This is a genomic window from Lutibacter sp. (assembly GCF_013139515.1).
Taxonomy (GTDB): domain Bacteria; phylum Bacteroidota; class Bacteroidia; order Flavobacteriales; family Flavobacteriaceae; genus Lutibacter.
Genome location: NZ_WTAR01000108.1, coordinates 13,440 through 29,739 on the forward strand (window position 1 = coordinate 13,440; position 16,300 = coordinate 29,739).

Annotated in this window: 14 protein-coding genes; 8 read left to right on the forward strand and 6 right to left on the reverse strand. The window is 30.6% G+C overall.

The genetic code is table 11. The annotated features are described in order from the left end of the window. The first annotated feature begins 78 nt into the window (after window positions 1-78). Both fbp and GQ540_RS09735 read left to right on the forward strand, forming a co-directional pair. Window positions 79-1,125: a class 1 fructose-bisphosphatase gene (gene fbp / locus GQ540_RS09730; RefSeq protein ID WP_291800491.1), complete on the forward strand. Its 1,047-nt coding sequence runs from the start codon at window positions 79-81 to the stop codon at window positions 1,123-1,125. Between the two features lie 105 nt (window positions 1,126-1,230). Then, on the forward strand, window positions 1,231-1,839 hold the full coding sequence (locus GQ540_RS09735; RefSeq protein ID WP_291800492.1) for a superoxide dismutase: 609 nt from the start codon (window positions 1,231-1,233) through the stop codon (window positions 1,837-1,839). 56 nt (window positions 1,840-1,895) lie between these two features. On the opposite strand, the gene GQ540_RS09740 is transcribed toward GQ540_RS09735, so the two are convergent. Genes GQ540_RS09740 through GQ540_RS09750 form a run of 3 tightly spaced genes read right to left on the reverse strand, consistent with a single transcriptional unit; the run spans window position 1,896 to window position 7,013 of the window. Beyond that, entirely contained in the window at window positions 1,896-4,097 is a 2,202-nt protein-coding gene (locus GQ540_RS09740) for a radical SAM protein (RefSeq protein ID WP_291800494.1), read from the reverse strand. Window positions 4,098-4,129: 32 nt separating this feature from the next. Continuing rightward, complete coding sequence (locus GQ540_RS09745) at window positions 4,130-6,028, reverse strand: amidophosphoribosyltransferase (protein WP_291800496.1); 1,899 nt, start codon at window positions 6,026-6,028, stop codon at window positions 4,130-4,132. A 58-nt stretch (window positions 6,029-6,086) separates the two neighbouring features. After that, a complete protein-coding gene (locus GQ540_RS09750) occupies window positions 6,087-7,013 on the reverse strand; it encodes a PfkB family carbohydrate kinase (protein WP_291800498.1) in 927 nt (308 codons plus the stop codon). A gap of 98 nt (window positions 7,014-7,111) precedes the next feature. On the opposite strand from GQ540_RS09750, the gene GQ540_RS09755 reads away from it, so the two are divergent. From GQ540_RS09755 to GQ540_RS09770, 4 genes are read left to right on the forward strand one after another with little or no spacing between them, the layout of a single operon-like run. Then, a complete protein-coding gene (locus tag GQ540_RS09755) occupies window positions 7,112-7,534 on the forward strand; it encodes a SufE family protein (protein WP_291800500.1) in 423 nt (140 codons plus the stop codon). Between the two features lie 51 nt (window positions 7,535-7,585). After that, window positions 7,586-7,906, forward strand: coding sequence for an iron-sulfur cluster assembly protein (locus tag GQ540_RS09760; protein ID WP_291800502.1), 321 nt, complete (start codon window positions 7,586-7,588; stop codon window positions 7,904-7,906). A 14-nt stretch (window positions 7,907-7,920) separates the two neighbouring features. Further along, window positions 7,921-8,430, forward strand: a complete 510-nt coding sequence (locus GQ540_RS09765) for a DUF2480 family protein (protein ID WP_291800504.1) — start codon at window positions 7,921-7,923, stop codon at window positions 8,428-8,430. A gap of 53 nt (window positions 8,431-8,483) precedes the next feature. Further along, window positions 8,484-9,326, forward strand: coding sequence for a DUF3078 domain-containing protein (locus GQ540_RS09770; protein ID WP_291800506.1), 843 nt, complete (start codon window positions 8,484-8,486; stop codon window positions 9,324-9,326). Between the two features lie 88 nt (window positions 9,327-9,414). On the opposite strand, the gene GQ540_RS09775 is transcribed toward GQ540_RS09770, so the two are convergent. Beyond that, window positions 9,415-9,981 carry a DUF3109 family protein gene (locus GQ540_RS09775; protein ID WP_291800508.1) on the reverse strand — a complete coding sequence of 189 codons (567 nt, stop codon included), beginning with the start codon at window positions 9,979-9,981 and terminating at the stop codon, window positions 9,415-9,417. Window positions 9,982-10,070: 89 nt separating this feature from the next. On the opposite strand from GQ540_RS09775, the gene GQ540_RS09780 reads away from it, so the two are divergent. Both GQ540_RS09780 and GQ540_RS09785 read left to right on the forward strand, forming a co-directional pair. Beyond that, the gene (locus GQ540_RS09780) at window positions 10,071-10,652 is read left to right on the forward strand and encodes a MarC family protein (protein ID WP_291800510.1); all 582 of its coding nucleotides are present in this window, start codon (window positions 10,071-10,073) and stop codon (window positions 10,650-10,652) included. A 13-nt stretch (window positions 10,653-10,665) separates the two neighbouring features. Beyond that, the gene (locus GQ540_RS09785) at window positions 10,666-11,277 is read left to right on the forward strand and encodes an FAD-dependent oxidoreductase (protein WP_291800512.1); all 612 of its coding nucleotides are present in this window, start codon (window positions 10,666-10,668) and stop codon (window positions 11,275-11,277) included. A 72-nt stretch (window positions 11,278-11,349) separates the two neighbouring features. On the opposite strand, the gene GQ540_RS09790 is transcribed toward GQ540_RS09785, so the two are convergent. Both GQ540_RS09790 and GQ540_RS09795 read right to left on the reverse strand, forming a co-directional pair. Next, window positions 11,350-13,305, reverse strand: a complete 1,956-nt coding sequence (locus tag GQ540_RS09790; RefSeq protein ID WP_291800514.1) for a hypothetical protein — start codon at window positions 13,303-13,305, stop codon at window positions 11,350-11,352. Between the two features lie 212 nt (window positions 13,306-13,517). Continuing rightward, window positions 13,518-16,253, reverse strand: coding sequence for a TonB-dependent receptor (locus GQ540_RS09795; protein ID WP_291800516.1), 2,736 nt, complete (start codon window positions 16,251-16,253; stop codon window positions 13,518-13,520). Window positions 16,254-16,300 lie beyond the last annotated feature (47 nt).

Below are 16,300 nucleotides of genomic sequence, written 5' to 3' on the forward strand. Positions count from 1 at the left end.
TCAAAGTATCTGAAAAACAAAGGTCTTTTTAAAAATAATTTTTTCCATCTTTGCATATACAAACAACTAAATACAATTATGAAAAATAACAACCTTACTTTAGGAGAGTTTATAATTGAAAATCAAAAACACTACAAATCTACTTCCGGAGAATTCAACAGGCTTATAAGTTCTATAAAATTAGCTGCTAAAGTTGTAAATTACAAAGTTAACAAAGCTGGTTTAGTTGATATTACTGGTGATGCTGGCGACACAAATATTCAAGGTGAAGATCAACAAAAATTAGACGTTTATGCCAACGATGTTTTTATGCAAACATTAATAAACAGAGAAATTGTTTGTGGAATTGCCAGTGAAGAAGAAGATAATTACGTTACTATTAAAGGTAAACATGGTACAAATGAAAACAAATACATTGTTTTAATGGACCCTTTAGATGGCTCTTCTAATATTGATGTAAATGTTTCTGTAGGAACTATTTTTTCAATTTACCGTAGAGTAACTCCAATTGGAACACCTGTTGAACAAGCCGATTTTTTACAACGTGGTAACCAACAAGTAGCAGCAGGTTATGTTATTTACGGAACTTCAACAATGTTAGTATTAACATCCGGTCACGGTGTTAATGGCTTTACCTTAAACCCAGCTATTGGATCGTTTTATTTATCACATCCAAATATGACATATCCTGAAATTGGGAAAATTTATTCTATAAACGAAGGGAATTATGTTCACTTTCCGCAAGGAGTTAAAGATTATTTAAAATACTGTCAGGAAGAAAAAGAAGACCGCCCGTATACTTCTCGTTATATTGGTTCTTTGGTTTCCGATTTTCACAGAAATATGATTAAAGGTGGTATTTATTTGTATCCAACAAGTACCAAAAATCCACAAGGAAAATTAAGACTATTATACGAATGTAACCCAATGGCATTTTTAGCTGAACAAGCAAATGGAACTGCAAGTGATGGTTATGTAAGAATTTTAGACATTAAACCAACCGAATTGCATCAGCGTGTTCCTTTTTTCTGCGGGAGTAAAAATATGGTAAAAAAAGTGGAGGGATTTATGGCTAAATATCCAAAAGATGCTGATTACGCTTTAATTGAAGAGCAATTAGAATAAGATATTCTAATATCACTATAAATACATTCGATTTTTAAGATTTTTAAGAATGGAAATCGTTCTTTACCTTTGAATATATTAAAATTTAAACTAAAAAATACAATTATGGCTTTCGAACTACCAAAATTACCGTACGCTTATGATGCGCTAGAACCACATATTGATGCAAAAACTATGGAAATTCACCACAGTAAACATCATGCAGGATATACAAACAATTTAAATAATGCTATTGCAGGTACTGATTTAGAAGGAAAATCTATTGGAAATATTTTAGATGGATTAGACATGAACAATGCTGCTGTTAGAAATAATGGTGGTGGGTTTTACAACCATTCTTTATTTTGGGATGTAATGAATCCTGAAGGAAAAGGATATTTATCTGGAGAATTAAAAGATACTATTGTTGCTGAATATGGTTCAGTTGATGCTTTTAAAGATGTTTTTGCTAAAGCTGCAGCAACTCGTTTTGGTTCAGGTTGGGCTTGGCTTTGTGTTCATAAAGGTGGAAAAGTTGAAGTTTGTTCAACTCCAAACCAAGACAATCCGTTAATGCCAGGTGTAAGTTGTGAAGGAACTCCAATTTTAGCTTTAGACGTATGGGAACACGCTTATTACTTAAACTATCAAAACAGAAGACCAGATTATATCAATGCATTTTTTAATGTAATTAACTGGAATGAAGTTGAAAGACGTTATGCTGAAAGCAAATAAATTTTATACACTACCTAAATTAATTTTAAAACTCGTCTATGGCGAGTTTTTTTATTTTATAAAACTATCAACCCATTTTCTCTTAACAGGTTTATGGGTTTTGAATACCAAAACATTTCAAAATTATTAAAATGAGTTTCAAAATCTGATTTTAATTCAGAAAAAATGATTGAGGAACCGGATGTAATTGCCAACTTATTTAAGGTGTTTAAAAGCCAATAGCCTTTATCTTCTTCTAAAGAAATTTGAAAATTAATGCTGTTTTCATGAAAAATTAGTTGTAATTTTTTTTGAGTTTTACCTCTTTTAGATTTTTTAACTTCTGAAATTAAAGGTGCATTTCCTAACCAATAAATTTTTGTTGAAGATTTTGTTGTAAAATCATCTTCATTTTCAAAACAAGAAATAATGAAATCATTTTTAATAGTTGTCTTCGGAATTTTAAACTCAAACCACTCTTGTAAAGGCAAATCAAAACCAATTCCGTTCATAAAATTATAAATAGATTTTTTTAGTCCGAAGCTAAATTTATCATGATTTATTTCTGTTTTATCTTTAAAATCTACATCATTATTAGCAAACGTAATTTCTTTATAATTTGGTAAAACTCCAAATTCAGCAGGGTTTAAACCAATTGGGCTATGTGTTGTTAACGCAAACTGATGCCAAAACCCAGATTGGATAGCACCTAATTCAAACAATTGTCTCACCATTTCTAAACTATCAACCGTTTCTTGAATTGTTTGAGTTGGAAAACCATACATTAAATACGCATGAACCATAACACCTGCTTCCGTAAAATTACTAGTAACTTGCGCTACTTGCTCAACCGTTACGCCTTTTTTAATTAAGGCCAACAACCTATCTGAAGCAACTTCTAATCCGCCCGAAACAGCAATACAACCTGATACTTTTAACAAGTAACACAAGTCCTTGGTAAAGCTTTTTTCAAATCGAATGTTCGTCCACCAAGTTACAGTTAATTTTCGTTTTATAATTTCAAGTGCAAGCTCTTTCATTAATCCTGGAGGTGCGGCTTCGTCTACAAAATGAAATCCGGTTTCACCAGTTTGAGCAATCATTTGCTCCATTCTGTCAACCAACAATTTAGCTGTTATTGGTTCGTACACTTTTATATAATCAAGAGAAATGTCGCAAAAAGTGCATTTTCCCCAATAACAACCGTGTGCCATAGTTAATTTATTCCATCGTCCATCACTCCATAAACTATGCATTGGGTTTGCAATTTCTATCACTGAAATATAATTGTCAAGCAACAAATCTGAATAATCTGGAGTTCCTAAATCTGCTTGACTGTACTCTTTTTTTGAAGATAAATTATTGTAAACTACTTTATTATTTTCTAATAAAAAAGTTCTTTTAAACTGTTTAAAATCTGGATTTTTTGAAGTCGAATTTATCACGTTTGAATGCAATAATTCTACTGGTAATTCTCCATCATCTAAAGTAATGTAATCAAAGAAATCAAAAACACGAGTATCTGTTAAGCTTCTTAATTCAGTGTTTGGAAAACCACCACCCATAGCAATTTTAATTTCAGGATACTTCTCCTTCATAAATTGCGCACAACGAAATGCACTATATAAATTGCCAGGAAATGGCACTGAAAAACAAACCAGTTTTGGTTGAATTTCCGTTAGTTTTTCCTCTAGAATTTTTAACGTAATTGCATCAATATAAGATTGTTCTTCTTGTAAACCTTTATACAACTCATCAAAACTATTGGCGCTTTTACCTAAACGTTCAGCATATCTGCTAAATCCAAAATTTTCATCAATACATTCAACAATAAAATCGGATACATCTTCTAAAAACAACGTTGCTAAATGTTTTGCCTTGTCTTGAATTCCCATAGAACCAAAAGTCCAATCTAAATCTTCAACTTGCTCAAATCTTGAAGCCTTCGGAAGAAAATTATCTGAACATATTTGACGAGCAACTGTTAAATTTTTTCCCTGTAAAAAAGCAATAACAAGATTAATATTCTTTAAATATTCATTTCTTAACGTGTAAATTCTTTGTGAATTATAAGAGCTTAATCTTTCATTTTCAAAAGCAATATCAAATACTTCTTCAAGTTTATTTTTAGAAAAAAGTTCTAAAATTACTTCAATACCTAAATCCATTTGGAATGAAGTGATTTTTTTGGTGTTTAAAAACCCTTTTAAATATGCCGTAGCCGGATATGGCGTGTTTAACTGAGTAAATGGTGGCGTAATAAAAAGGATATCTTTCACAACTGCAATATAAAACTGATTTTTAGATTCACCTAATATGCTCTTGCGTCACTCCCTTCATAGAAGTTAATAAAAGCATCATTTACAACCCGATTACCTCCTGGAGTTGGATAATCACCCGTAAAATACCAATCTCCTAAATGATCTGGACATGCTTTGTGAAGGTTTTCAACAGATTGATATATTATTTCAATCTTAGCATTTATTTCTGGGGTTTTTAACATTTCAGCAATTTTACCTGAAATTTGAGCATCTGTAAATGGTGCATAAATTGCATTTACTGCATTTTTAATTTCAGTATCTTCAAGCTGTTTTTGAGCTTTACAATTTTTATAAACTTCATCAATAATTTTGGTTTGATTGGTGTCTTTTAGTAATTCTAAGGCTGCTCTAAAAGCAATAAAATCACCTAATTTTGCCATATCAATTCCATAACAATCTGGAAAACGAATTTGTGGTGCAGATGAAACTATGATAATTTTTTTAGGATTTAATCTGTCTAAAATTTTAATAATACTCTGCTTCAAAGTTGTTCCACGAACAATACTATCATCAATAATTACTAGGTTATCCGTTCTTTTTACAATCCCGTAAGTTACATCGTATAAATGCGCTACTAAATCGTCTCTACTGTTATCATCTGCAATAAAGGTACGTAGTTTCGCATCTTTAATTGCTAGTTTTTCAATTCGAGGTCTTTCTGATAAAATTTCTTTTACTTTTTCAACCGATAAACTTCGTTGTCCTTTTAAAATAACTTCAGCTTTTTGCTGATTCAAAAAATCTTCAGCAGCTTCTCGCATTCCATAAAAAGAAGTTTCAGCAGTATTTGGGATGTATGAAAAAACGGTGTTTTTTATATCGTTGTTAATTTTATTTAAGATTTGAGGAAATACCAGTTTTCCTAAATTTTTACGTTCAGTATAAATATCTGAATCACTTCCTCTTGAAAAATAAATACGTTCAAAAGAACATGATTTTTGTGGTAATTTTTCAATAATTTTATCTGTAGTAATTTTTCCGTTACGCTTAATAATTAATGCTTCACCTCTTTCAATTTCCTTCACATCACTAATAGCCACATTAAATACTGTTTGTATTACTGGGCGTTCTGAAGCAACTACTACAACCTCATCATCAGCATAATAAAATGCGGGTCTAATCCCTGCAGGGTCACGTAAAACAAATGCATCTCCATGACCTAATAAACCAGCCATTGCATAACCTCCATCCCAATTTTTAGCAGATCTTTTTAGTATTTTTTTAATATTGATACGTTCTTCAATTATAGGTGAAGCTTCTTTTTTACTAAGACCTTCATCTTTAATTTTTACATATAATTTTGCAACTTCATCATCAATAAAATGACCTATTTTTTCCATCACTGTAACAGTATCGGTAATTTCTTTTGGGTGCTGCCCCAACTCAACTAAATCATTAAATAAACTCTTTGAATTAGTCATATTAAAGTTTCCTGCAACTAATAAACTTTTATGCATCCAATTACTTTGGCGTAAAAACGGATGAACACTTTCAATGCTATTTTTTCCAAAAGTACCATAGCGTACGTGACCTAAAAAAAGATTTCCTAAATAAGGTGCATTGTCGTTTTGCCACTCTACATCATCAATTTTATCTGGATGCTTTTCATTTAATTCGTTTAAACGACCATTTATTTGCGCAAAAACATCTTGAATTGGTTGGTCTTCATTTGAACGAACACGACTTATATATCTTGTTCCTGGAGCAACATCAAATTTTATACTTGCTAAACCTGCACCATCCTGACCACGATTGTGCTGTTTTTCCATTAGCAAATACATTTTATTTAAACCATAAAACGCCGTTCCATATTTGTCTTTATAATATTGTAACGGTTTTAATAACCGAACCATTGCAATTCCACATTCATGCTTAATAGCGTCGCTCATAGTTGTAGTTTTCGTAGTAAAATTAAATAAAAAATTCCGCACAGTGGCGGAATTTATTCTAACTTAACTCAATATCAAATTGTGTTAAAAGTTTAAATTGTAATAATCTTTTTTGAATTTCATCCTCAGACAGATTTTCCATTCGCTCAGTCCCAAATTTCTCTACACAAAACGAAGCTAAGTTTGAACCTGAAATTACAGCTCTTTTCATATTATCAAATGAAATATCGCCAGATTTTGCAATATGACCAATAAAACCACCTGCGAAAGTGTCTCCTGCTCCTGTTGGATCAAAAACTTCTTCTAAAGGCAAAGCTGGTGCAAAAAACACATCTCCGTTATTAAATAATAAAGCACCGTGTTCTCCTTTTTTAATTACCACAAATTTTGGTCCCATTTTATGAATTTTTTGAGCCGCCTTTACTAAAGAATATTCTCCTGAAAGCTGGCGAGCTTCTTCATCATTAATTGTAATTACATCAATTTTTGCAATTACTTCCATTAATTCATCTAAGGTATTATCCATCCAAAAATTCATAGTGTCTAGAGCTACTAATTTAGGACGAACTGGAATTTGATTAATTACAGCCATTTGAACTGCAGGGTGTAAATTACCCAACATTAAAAAATCTGCATCTTTAAATTCTTGTGGTACAACCGGGTTAAAATCGGCCAACACATTTAAATCTGTAATTAACGTATCTCTTGAGTTTAAATCGTTGTGATACACTCCTTTCCAAAAAAATGTTTTACCATCTTCAATCACTTCAATTCCTTCTGTGCTAATATTTTTAGCATTTAATTTATCTAGATATTCTTTCGGAAAATCTCCACCAACTACAGAAACAATTCCAGATTTCACTCCAAATTGCGATGCTGAAAGTGAAATATATGTCGCTGCTCCTCCTAAGATTTTATCTGTTTGCCCAAACGGAGTTTCAATAGCATCAAAAGCAACCGTACCAACAATTAATAATTTATTCATATTTATTTAAATTTCTATACACACCTTTTAACTTTATTTGTGTTTATATTTTTTTTAAACAGTAGATGTGATTATTTTTGCAAAAATAAGTTTAAAAAATGACTATCAAAGAAATACAAGAAGAAATTATAGATGAGTTTTCCATGTTTGATGATTGGATGGAGCGCTATGAGTATATAATAGATCTTGGGAAATCACTTCCGTTAATAGATGAATCTTTTAAAATAGACGAAAACTTAATTGTTGGATGCCAATCTAAAGTTTGGTTACATTCTGAAATAAAAGATAAAAAAATTAACTTTACAGCAGATAGTGATGCTATTTTAACCAAAGGAATTGTTGCTATTTTGTTACGTGTTTTTAACAACCAAAATCCAAAAGACATTTTAGATACCGATCTTTATTTTATTGATAAAATTGGCTTGAAAGAACATTTATCTCCAACAAGAGCTAATGGTTTAGTTTCTATGATTAAACAAATTAAATTATATGCCTTGGCTTATAAATCTAAATTAAGTTAATTAGTGTATATTTGCACTTATTTAGAATGAATATAAACAGAGCTGAAAGCAATGAATAGTAACCACGTAGAAGAATTAGGAATTAAAATAGTGGAAGTATTAAAAACTATTTTCGACCCTGAAATTCCTGTAGATATATATGAATTAGGTTTAATTTATGACGTTATGGTTAGTGAAAATGATGATGTAAAAATTTTAATGACCTTAACATCGCCTAATTGTCCTGTAGCTGAAACTTTACCTGTTGAAATTGAAGAAAAAGTAAAAACTTTAGAAGAAGTGAAAAGTGCTGAAGTTGAAATTACTTTTGATCCAATGTGGACACAAGATATGATGAGTGAAGAAGCTAAATTAGAACTTGGATTTCTTTAAAAACACGACCTTAAATGGCTGATGAAATTGTAAATAGAGTTGCCAATAGTCAACTAAAAACAATTGACCTTGAAGAATTATACCCTCAAGGAACCAGAACTACAATTGACATAAAAAACTGGTTATTTCAAGAACTTATTTTAAAAGAAACTGAATTTCGTGAACACTTGAAAAACCATGATTGGGGGCAATACAAAAATCATTTTGTAGCACTTACTTGCTCATCTGATGCTATAATTCCTTCTTGGGCTTTTATGCTAATTACCACGTATGTTTTTCCTTTCTCTAAAAAAGTAGTGGTTGGTAATTTAACAACGCTAGAAACTTCAATATTTCATGACATTATTACACATCTTAATATAGAAGCCTATAAAAACAAGCCTGTAATAATTAAAGGTTGCGCAAACAAACCTATTCCTGAAACTGCATACATACAACTTATTGAAAAACTACAACCTATAGCAAAATCTATCATGTTTGGTGAAGCTTGCTCAACGGTTCCGCTTTTTAAAAGAATCAACTAATTTTCATACCTTAATACACCTTAATTTACTAACCATCCAAAAATTAAATAATTATGAAAAAAGTAATTTTATTAGTTGCATTCGCAATAGTAAGCACCGTAACTTTCTCTCAAGAAAAAGAAGCACCTAAAGATGGCTGGAAACGATCAGGTAACATTTCATTTTTATTAAACCAATCTGCATTTGACAATTGGATAGCAGGAGGAAATAGTAATGTAACTGGAACTTTAGGTGTAAACTATGATTTTAATTTCTCAAAAGGAGCTATTAATTGGGATAATAAACTAATCCTAGCTTTTGGCATAACTAAAATTAAAGGTGAAGACGTACAAAAATCTGATGATAGAATTGAATGGAATTCATTACTTGGGAAAAAAGCTTCTGGTAATTGGTTTTATTCTGCTTTTCTAAATTTTAAAACTCAATTTGCAGATGATTTAGATAGCGATACTGATGGACCTACTAAATTTTCATCTCCCGGATACTTACAATTTGGACCAGGTATGTTATGGAAAAAATCAGATAATTTAAAAGTTAACTTTGCGCCTTCAACAGCAAAATTAGTTATTGTTGACAAAAATTTAACCTTGCCAAATGAAGCTTATTTTGGTGTAGAAGAAGGAAAAAGTACTCGTTTTGAATTAGGACTAGCAATTGGCGCTTACTATAAATTAACCATTATGGAAAATGTCTCTATGGAGAACATTTTAAATTTATATTCAAATTATTTAGAAGAAGCACAAAATGTTGATTTAGATTATACAATGAATATTGTAATGTCTATTAATAAATATTTATCTGCAAATTTATCATTTCAAACTATTTATGATGACAATGCTTTTAACGGTTTACAAACCAGAGAAGTATTTGGAGTTGGTATTAATTACGGATTTTAACTTTATTTTATTCAACTATTCCATCTAAGCTTGTTGAAGTGAATATTTAATTATCTTTTACAAGCTTAGTTTGATAACTGAAAAACAGTTATTTTTTATAATTCTCGGCTACTTTTTCTAGTTCAGTATACCAATCTTTACCAAACTTTCTAATTAAAGCTTCTTTAACAAATTTATACACTGGCACTTGTAATTCTTTTCCTAAAGTACAAGCATCATCGCAAATAGGCCATTTGTGGTAGTTTACAGCTGAAAACTCGCTATATTCCATAATTCTAACTGGGTACAAATGACAAGAAATTGGTTTTTTCCACTTAATATCACCATTGTTATAAGCTTCTTCAATACCACATTTAGCAGTGTTTTTCTCATCAAAAATAACAAAAACGCAATCTTTTTCGTTTATCAGCGTAGTTTCATATTCACCTTCATTAGTAATAAAAAGTCCTTGATTTTCAATGGCAGCTATTCCTTCTGGTCGTAGATATGGTTTTACTTTAGGGTAAACATCTAATAATATTTTGAGTTCATGCTCTTCTAATGGCGCTCCAGCTTCTCCATCAATACAACACTTTCCTTTACAAACTGATAAATTACAGACAAAGTCTTTTTCTATAATATCTTCTGAAACTATGGTTTTTCCTAATTGAAACATTTAGCAAAAATAAACTAATTTTTTACATACTTTTACTATAATTTAAATTGTCATTTAATACTTTTGCCAACCTTTCAAATTAATAGGTTATGATTTTAAATTTTAAAGAAATACTTACTGCAACTATGATTTTATTTGCTGTAATTGATATTATTGGAAACATTCCAATTGTTATAGATTTACGTGCAAAATTTGGGCAAATTCAATCTGAAAAAGCATCTATTATTGCAGGAATTATAATGATAGCTTTTCTTTTTTTAGGAAAAAGTATTTTAAATCTAATTGGAATTGATGTAAATTCTTTTGCTGTTGCTGGAGCTTTTATTTTGTTCTTTTTAGCGCTAGAAATGATTTTAGGAATTTCACTTTATAAAGAAGAAGACAATAGTGCTAAAACTATTTCGGTATTTCCATTAGCATTTCCACTAATTGCTGGTCCTGGTAGCTTAACAACCATCCTATCGTTAAGAGCTGAGTATGAAACCATTAACATTGTAATAGCTATTATTATTAATATTCTTTTTATGTACATTGTTTTAAAAACATCTATAAAAATTGAAAAACTAATTGGTAAAAACGGAATTAACATTCTTCGAAAAATATTTGGAGTTATTTTGTTAGCAATTGCTGTAAAGTTATTTGCTACGAATATTCAAGGACTACTTTCATAATTAAATTTAAAAAATGAAGACTTTTGATGTATTAATTATTGGTGGAGGCGCAGCAGGATTGTCATGCGCATTAATTTTAGGTTCAGCCTCAACAAAATCTTTTGCTAAAAATAAAAAAGTTGGAATTATAACGCACCAAAAAAGTTCAGCATTACAAAACGCATTATTAAATAATGTTTTAGGGTTTGAAAAAGGAACTCAAGGAGGCGAAATTCTTGCAAAAGGATTAGATCAGTTAACTAATTTATATCCTGAAGTTATTCAAATTGAAAAAGAAAAAGTAACTAACATTAAAGGTGTGTTCTCAAACTTTACAATTACAACTAATAAATGTATTTACACAGCTAAAAATATTGTTGTTGCTGTTGGGCCATCAAATCTTTTTAATATTGAAGGATTAATGCAGTATGTGATTCCTCATAAAAATTTACCTCCACAAAAAGAGCGTATAATGCTTAAAAATAACAATCATTTAATAGCTGAAGGCTTATTTGTTGCAGGTGTTTTAGCTGGATGGAGAAGTCAATTTTCAATTGCTGCAGGAAGCGGAGCGCAAGTTGCTACAGATATATTAACTCAATGGAACAACGGAAATCATACTATGATTCATGATGTAATTGAGTAACAATTTCTAATTTTTTAGATAAAAAAAAGGGATGCTAAAAACAGCATCCCTTTTTTTGTATTTTAAAGATTTCTATAAACCAACTTGTCTCCAAGTCCAAGAAGATATGTCAACTTGAGCACCACTATTATAAGCGTCAGTTGTGGTTGCATCAGCACCATCAATTTGAACGTTAGATAATGCACCATCATCTTTCATATCAATGTTAGTATCATAACCACTTAAGTATAAGTTAGTAATTGTAGCTCCAGATTCTTTTTTGAATTGTAAAGCTTTACCACCTACAGTTGAAATTGCAGTTACGTTTACAAAGTTTGGATTATTATTTACTTTATCCCCTTCAAAAGCAGTAGAAAAACCTGCAACAGTGTGCGAAATATAGGTGTTTGTTACCGTTCCATTCCATCCTTCAGTCCAATCAACAGCATCATCTTCATTGTTTTCTAAGTAGATATTAGTAACAGATACAGTTCCGCCAAAAAATTCAACACCATCATCAGCACCGTCAATAATAGCAATATTTTCAATTACAGTTCCTGATCCCACAGCATATAAAGAAACTCCGTTGTATTGAGATTCAGAATTAATTTGAGCACCAGTTCCTTTAATTACTAAATATTTGATAGATCCTGAATTATCAGCAGAATCAACACCTCCGTAGATAAAACCACCTACTTCAGCTTCAGCATTTACACCAGCAGTTGTTGTAGATTTACCGCAAATAGTTAATCCACCCCAATCAGCAGGGCTAGCATTTACTGAAGACATTACAACTGGATTATCAGCAGTACCTTGAACATTAATTTTACCACCTTGCAATACTGCGATATAAACATCAGTACCACCTTTATCAGCAGAAATTTTAGTGCCAGCTTCAATAGTTAGTGTTGCTCCGTTATTTACAATATAAGAGCCTGTTAAGCTATATTTAGTATCAGCATTTAATGTTTTATCAGCATTTAATTGTCCGTTTAAAACTTCAACAGGAACAAATTGACCGTTAATAAAATCCCAACCAGAAATATCAACTTTAGCACCTTCATTATATGAAGCTTCAGTAGAAGCATCAGCACCATCAATTTGAACATTTGATAACGCTCCGTCATCTTTCATATCAAGATTAGTATCGTAACCACTTAAAAATAAGTTAGTAATTGTAGCTCCAGATTCTTTTTTGAATTGTAATGCTTTACCACCTACAATAGAAATTGCAGTTAAGTTGTTAATATGAGGGTTGTTGTTGTCTTTATCTCCTTCAACAACTGTTGAAAAACCAGCAATTGTATGCGCAACATATGCATTATCAATTGTTCCGCTCCAACCTTCAGTCCAGTCAATAGCATCATCTTCATTATTTTCTAAGTAAATATTCTCTACAGAAACTGTTCCACCAAAGAATTCAACACCATCATCAGATCCATTAATAACAGCAAGGTTTTCAACAATTGTTCCAGAACCTACAGCGTAAAAAGAAACACCGTTGTATTGAGATTCTGAGTTAATTTGAGCTCCAGTACCAATTATTACTAAATTTTTAATTACACCTGAATTATCAGCATCATCACTACCTCCGTAGATAAATCCACCAACTTCAGCTTCAGCATCAACACCAGCAGTTGTAGTTGCATTACCACAAATAGTTAACCCACCCCAATCACCAGGGTTTCCGTTAAATGAAGACATAACAACAGGATTGTTGTTTGTTCCATTAATTTTTATTTTTCCTCCTTTTAGTACTGCTATATAAACATCTGTACCTCCATTATCAGCCTCAATTTGAGTACCTGCAGGTATGGTAAGGGTAACTCCATCAGTAACAATAAACGATCCTGTTAATTCATAACTAGTAGCAGCGTTTAATGTAAAGTCTTCTTCAAGTTGACCATTCATTGTTCCTGCTTTTAAATTTTCAAGTACAACATTTGTTGGTACAACAATTGGGGCTGGATCATCATTATCACAGCTAGTTAAAGATAATAAAGCAAAAATTGCTGTTATTCCAATAAATTTGAAGTTTGTTTTTTTCATTTTGATTCTATTGTTAGATTTTAGATATAAATTATAATGCAAATAACTTTTTTTTAAAACACTAAGCTTTTAAGAGAATGTTAAGTGTTTATTATGAATTTTATTGATTTAATTTCTAATGTTAGGTAATTGTTAAACGGTATTTTAATGCAAAAAAAAGCGATTGTTAATTCTATAACAATCGCTTTTTTAAAAGTATTCTAACTAATTTTTTAGAACGTATATTTTACACCTAAACTTAAATTCATTCCTTTTTTATATGAACTTATAATCTCAGTAGTTTCAATTTGAGTTGATAAGCTTTTTACTTTTTGGGTGTTCTCAATAACTGGATCTAATATGTTTTTACCTGTAAATTTTATGGAAAGGTTTTCAGATAATTTTTTACTTAAAACTAAGTCAAGTGTTACAAATCCTTTTTCAATAATTTCATCATTATACAATACAGCGCTATTTGTAAAATCTTCAGGAGAACCTAATGCATAAATTTTATCTGAAGAATAGTTACCAGCTAAAGTTGCTACAAGTTCATTTTCTTTATTATTTGAATAACTTAACGCTGTGTTTACAATAAAATCTGAAGCCCCTTGTAAGTTAGATTCAACTTTTCCATTGTATTGAAATTCTTCTAATAAATCTTGTTTAAACCACATTTTAGTAGCGTTAAAATTAACTCTAAGGTTATTATTTTCAGTATCAATAATTGTTAATCTTGTTTCAAGCTCTAATCCAACTACATCCGCTTTTTCACCTGTATTACCATACGTAAAGTTTCCTGACGAACCTCTTGATTGAGATAAATTAATTGGGTTTTCAATTTTTTTATAAAAACTTGTAAAAGAAACTAATTCTTTAGCTGAAGGATATAATTCCCATTTTAAATCTAAATTATAATTTGTAGATTCTTTTAAACCTGGATTCCCTTTTGTTACACGACCTGTTGGAGATACATACTCAAAAGGCGCTAACTCTTTAAACTCTGGAAGCGTAACTGTTTTACTTCCTGCAAACCTCACAAAATTTTTCTCGTTAATTTCGTATTTTAAATTTAAACTAGGTAAAACATTATCGTATGTATTAGCTAAAGTTCCTGCTCTACCAACATAATTTGCAACATCCCAAATTATTGCTAGTTCATCTGTTTCATATCTAACACCTATGTTACCTGAAAATTTATTGAATCCAAAATCTACATTCGCAAAACCTGCATACACATCAAGATTTGCAAAATAAACATCTGGTGTTCTTTCTCTTAAAATTATAGTACCATTGTCAAAATTAGTTTTTGTAAAAGCGGCAGATAAATCATCTATTGAAGCTACCTGAACTCCTTTCGCTCTCACACCAATAAATAACGAATTAAAGCTTCTTTCTTTCTGGCGAAAATTTCCACCAATATTTAATTTCAATGGATTATCACCATCTTTATTAAAAGTAATTTGATCTTTTATGTACCCGTTAATTTCAGTGTCTTTAATTTTTTGATTTGATTTTCTTTGTTGAAAATCACCAACGTGTGCAAATTGAACCGTGTTTTCATCTAAAATATTCACCTCGTTTCTAATACGGTTTGGTTCTTTTGCAACTACATAATTGTAACCAACAGCCCATTTTAATTTATTTGCATCGGTAATTGTGTGATTTCCTATAAACTGATTTACAAACATACGTGTTTGTTTCAAATTTTGATCTCTAACAAAAGCACCATCTTCAGCAGGGTCTTGGTCAAAAACATATCCTTCTCCATTTCTACCTTGTTCATATAAATTGTCAATAGTTTTATTTACAAACAAACTATTATAACTTATTTTATGATCACCATTTAATCTGTACGTTAAATTAAATAATCCTGTCGTATTAATTTTAGATTTGTAAGATTCAGCGTCTGTAAAAGAATTATCTAATACATTAGATCTGTATTTTTGAAATATTCCTTTTTCATGGCTAAATGAATTATCATGAGAAGCCGTTGCAAATAATGATAAATCTCTACCAAATAATTGAATCTTTTTTCCAGCTGAAAAAGAAACGCCAAAATTAATAGGCGTATTTTTTACTTCGGTATTCCAACTTTCAAATTTAACAGCATCAATTACTGCATATTTACTTGTATAAAAACCCCCGCTTAAATAGTTACTATTCTGTGTTGCTTTAAAATTATTAAAAACACCATTCTTAATAACATTTGTGTTCGTTCCACTACTAAAACTTACTGAATATTTATGACCGTTAAATTCTTTTGTAGTAATATCAATATTACCTGAAGATTGATCTGCGTAATTTTCAGTTGAATATGTTTTACTTACACCCACATTTTGAATAATATTTGCTGAAAACAATTTTAAATCTATATTTTTCTTCTCAACATCATCAGAAGGTACTGGTAAACCATTCATTGTAGTACTTAAATACCTGTCTCCCAAACCACGAATGTAAATATCTCCTGAGCCTTCATTTTTAGTAACACCTGAAATTTTAGATGTTGCAGCAGCTGCATCAGAAACACCTGTTTTAGATAATCTTTCTGCTCCAATACTTTCAACAATTAATGTTGCTTTTTTTTGTTCTGTTAAAAGCGCTGTTTCAGATTCTTTTTTTGTGCTTCCTGTAATTTGAATTTCACTTAATGAAACTCCTTCACTAGCGCTTAAAGTTTTATTAATGGTAACTGTTTCATCAGCACTTATTATTACATTTGGCACCTCTATAGTTTTGTATCCAATAAAGCTGAAAACTACCGTGTAAGTGCCTGGTGCTACTTTAATTTCATACGTTCCTTCAAATTCAGTAGTGGTTCCCGTTGAAGTTCCTTTAATAAATACATTTGCAAACGGTAACGGAGCGTTTTCAAATTCTTTATCATAAACAGTTCCTTGTATTGTTCCTGTGGTTTGACTAAATGCAATTGCATTGATAAACACAAATATTGCTATAAAAATTTTCTTCATTTCTAGTTTTATTTCTAGGCGCAAAGAAATAGAACACACATAAACTA

Excerpts from the sequence above, each read along its gene's own strand:
- GQ540_RS09795 (WP_291800516.1), bottom strand. The coding sequence starts at position 16,253 with ATGAAGAAAATTTTTATAGCAATATTTGTGTTTATCAATGCAATTGCA.
- GQ540_RS09775 (WP_291800508.1), bottom strand. The coding sequence starts at position 9,981 with ATGTTTCAATTAGGAAAAACCATAGTTTCAGAAGATATTATAGAAAAA.
- GQ540_RS09745 (WP_291800496.1), bottom strand. The coding sequence starts at position 6,028 with ATGAGCGACGCTATTAAGCATGAATGTGGAATTGCAATGGTTCGGTTA.
- GQ540_RS09785 (WP_291800512.1), top strand. The coding sequence starts at position 10,666 with ATGAAGACTTTTGATGTATTAATTATTGGTGGAGGCGCAGCAGGATTG.
- GQ540_RS09780 (WP_291800510.1), top strand. The coding sequence starts at position 10,071 with ATGATTTTAAATTTTAAAGAAATACTTACTGCAACTATGATTTTATTT.
- GQ540_RS09750 (WP_291800498.1), bottom strand. The coding sequence starts at position 7,013 with ATGAATAAATTATTAATTGTTGGTACGGTTGCTTTTGATGCTATTGAA.
- GQ540_RS09770 (WP_291800506.1), top strand. The coding sequence starts at position 8,484 with ATGAAAAAAGTAATTTTATTAGTTGCATTCGCAATAGTAAGCACCGTA.
- fbp (WP_291800491.1), top strand. The coding sequence starts at position 79 with ATGAAAAATAACAACCTTACTTTAGGAGAGTTTATAATTGAAAATCAA.
- GQ540_RS09760 (WP_291800502.1), top strand. The coding sequence starts at position 7,586 with ATGAATAGTAACCACGTAGAAGAATTAGGAATTAAAATAGTGGAAGTA.
- GQ540_RS09765 (WP_291800504.1), top strand. The coding sequence starts at position 7,921 with ATGGCTGATGAAATTGTAAATAGAGTTGCCAATAGTCAACTAAAAACA.
- GQ540_RS09735 (WP_291800492.1), top strand. The coding sequence starts at position 1,231 with ATGGCTTTCGAACTACCAAAATTACCGTACGCTTATGATGCGCTAGAA.
- GQ540_RS09755 (WP_291800500.1), top strand. The coding sequence starts at position 7,112 with ATGACTATCAAAGAAATACAAGAAGAAATTATAGATGAGTTTTCCATG.
- GQ540_RS09790 (WP_291800514.1), bottom strand. The coding sequence starts at position 13,305 with ATGAAAAAAACAAACTTCAAATTTATTGGAATAACAGCAATTTTTGCT.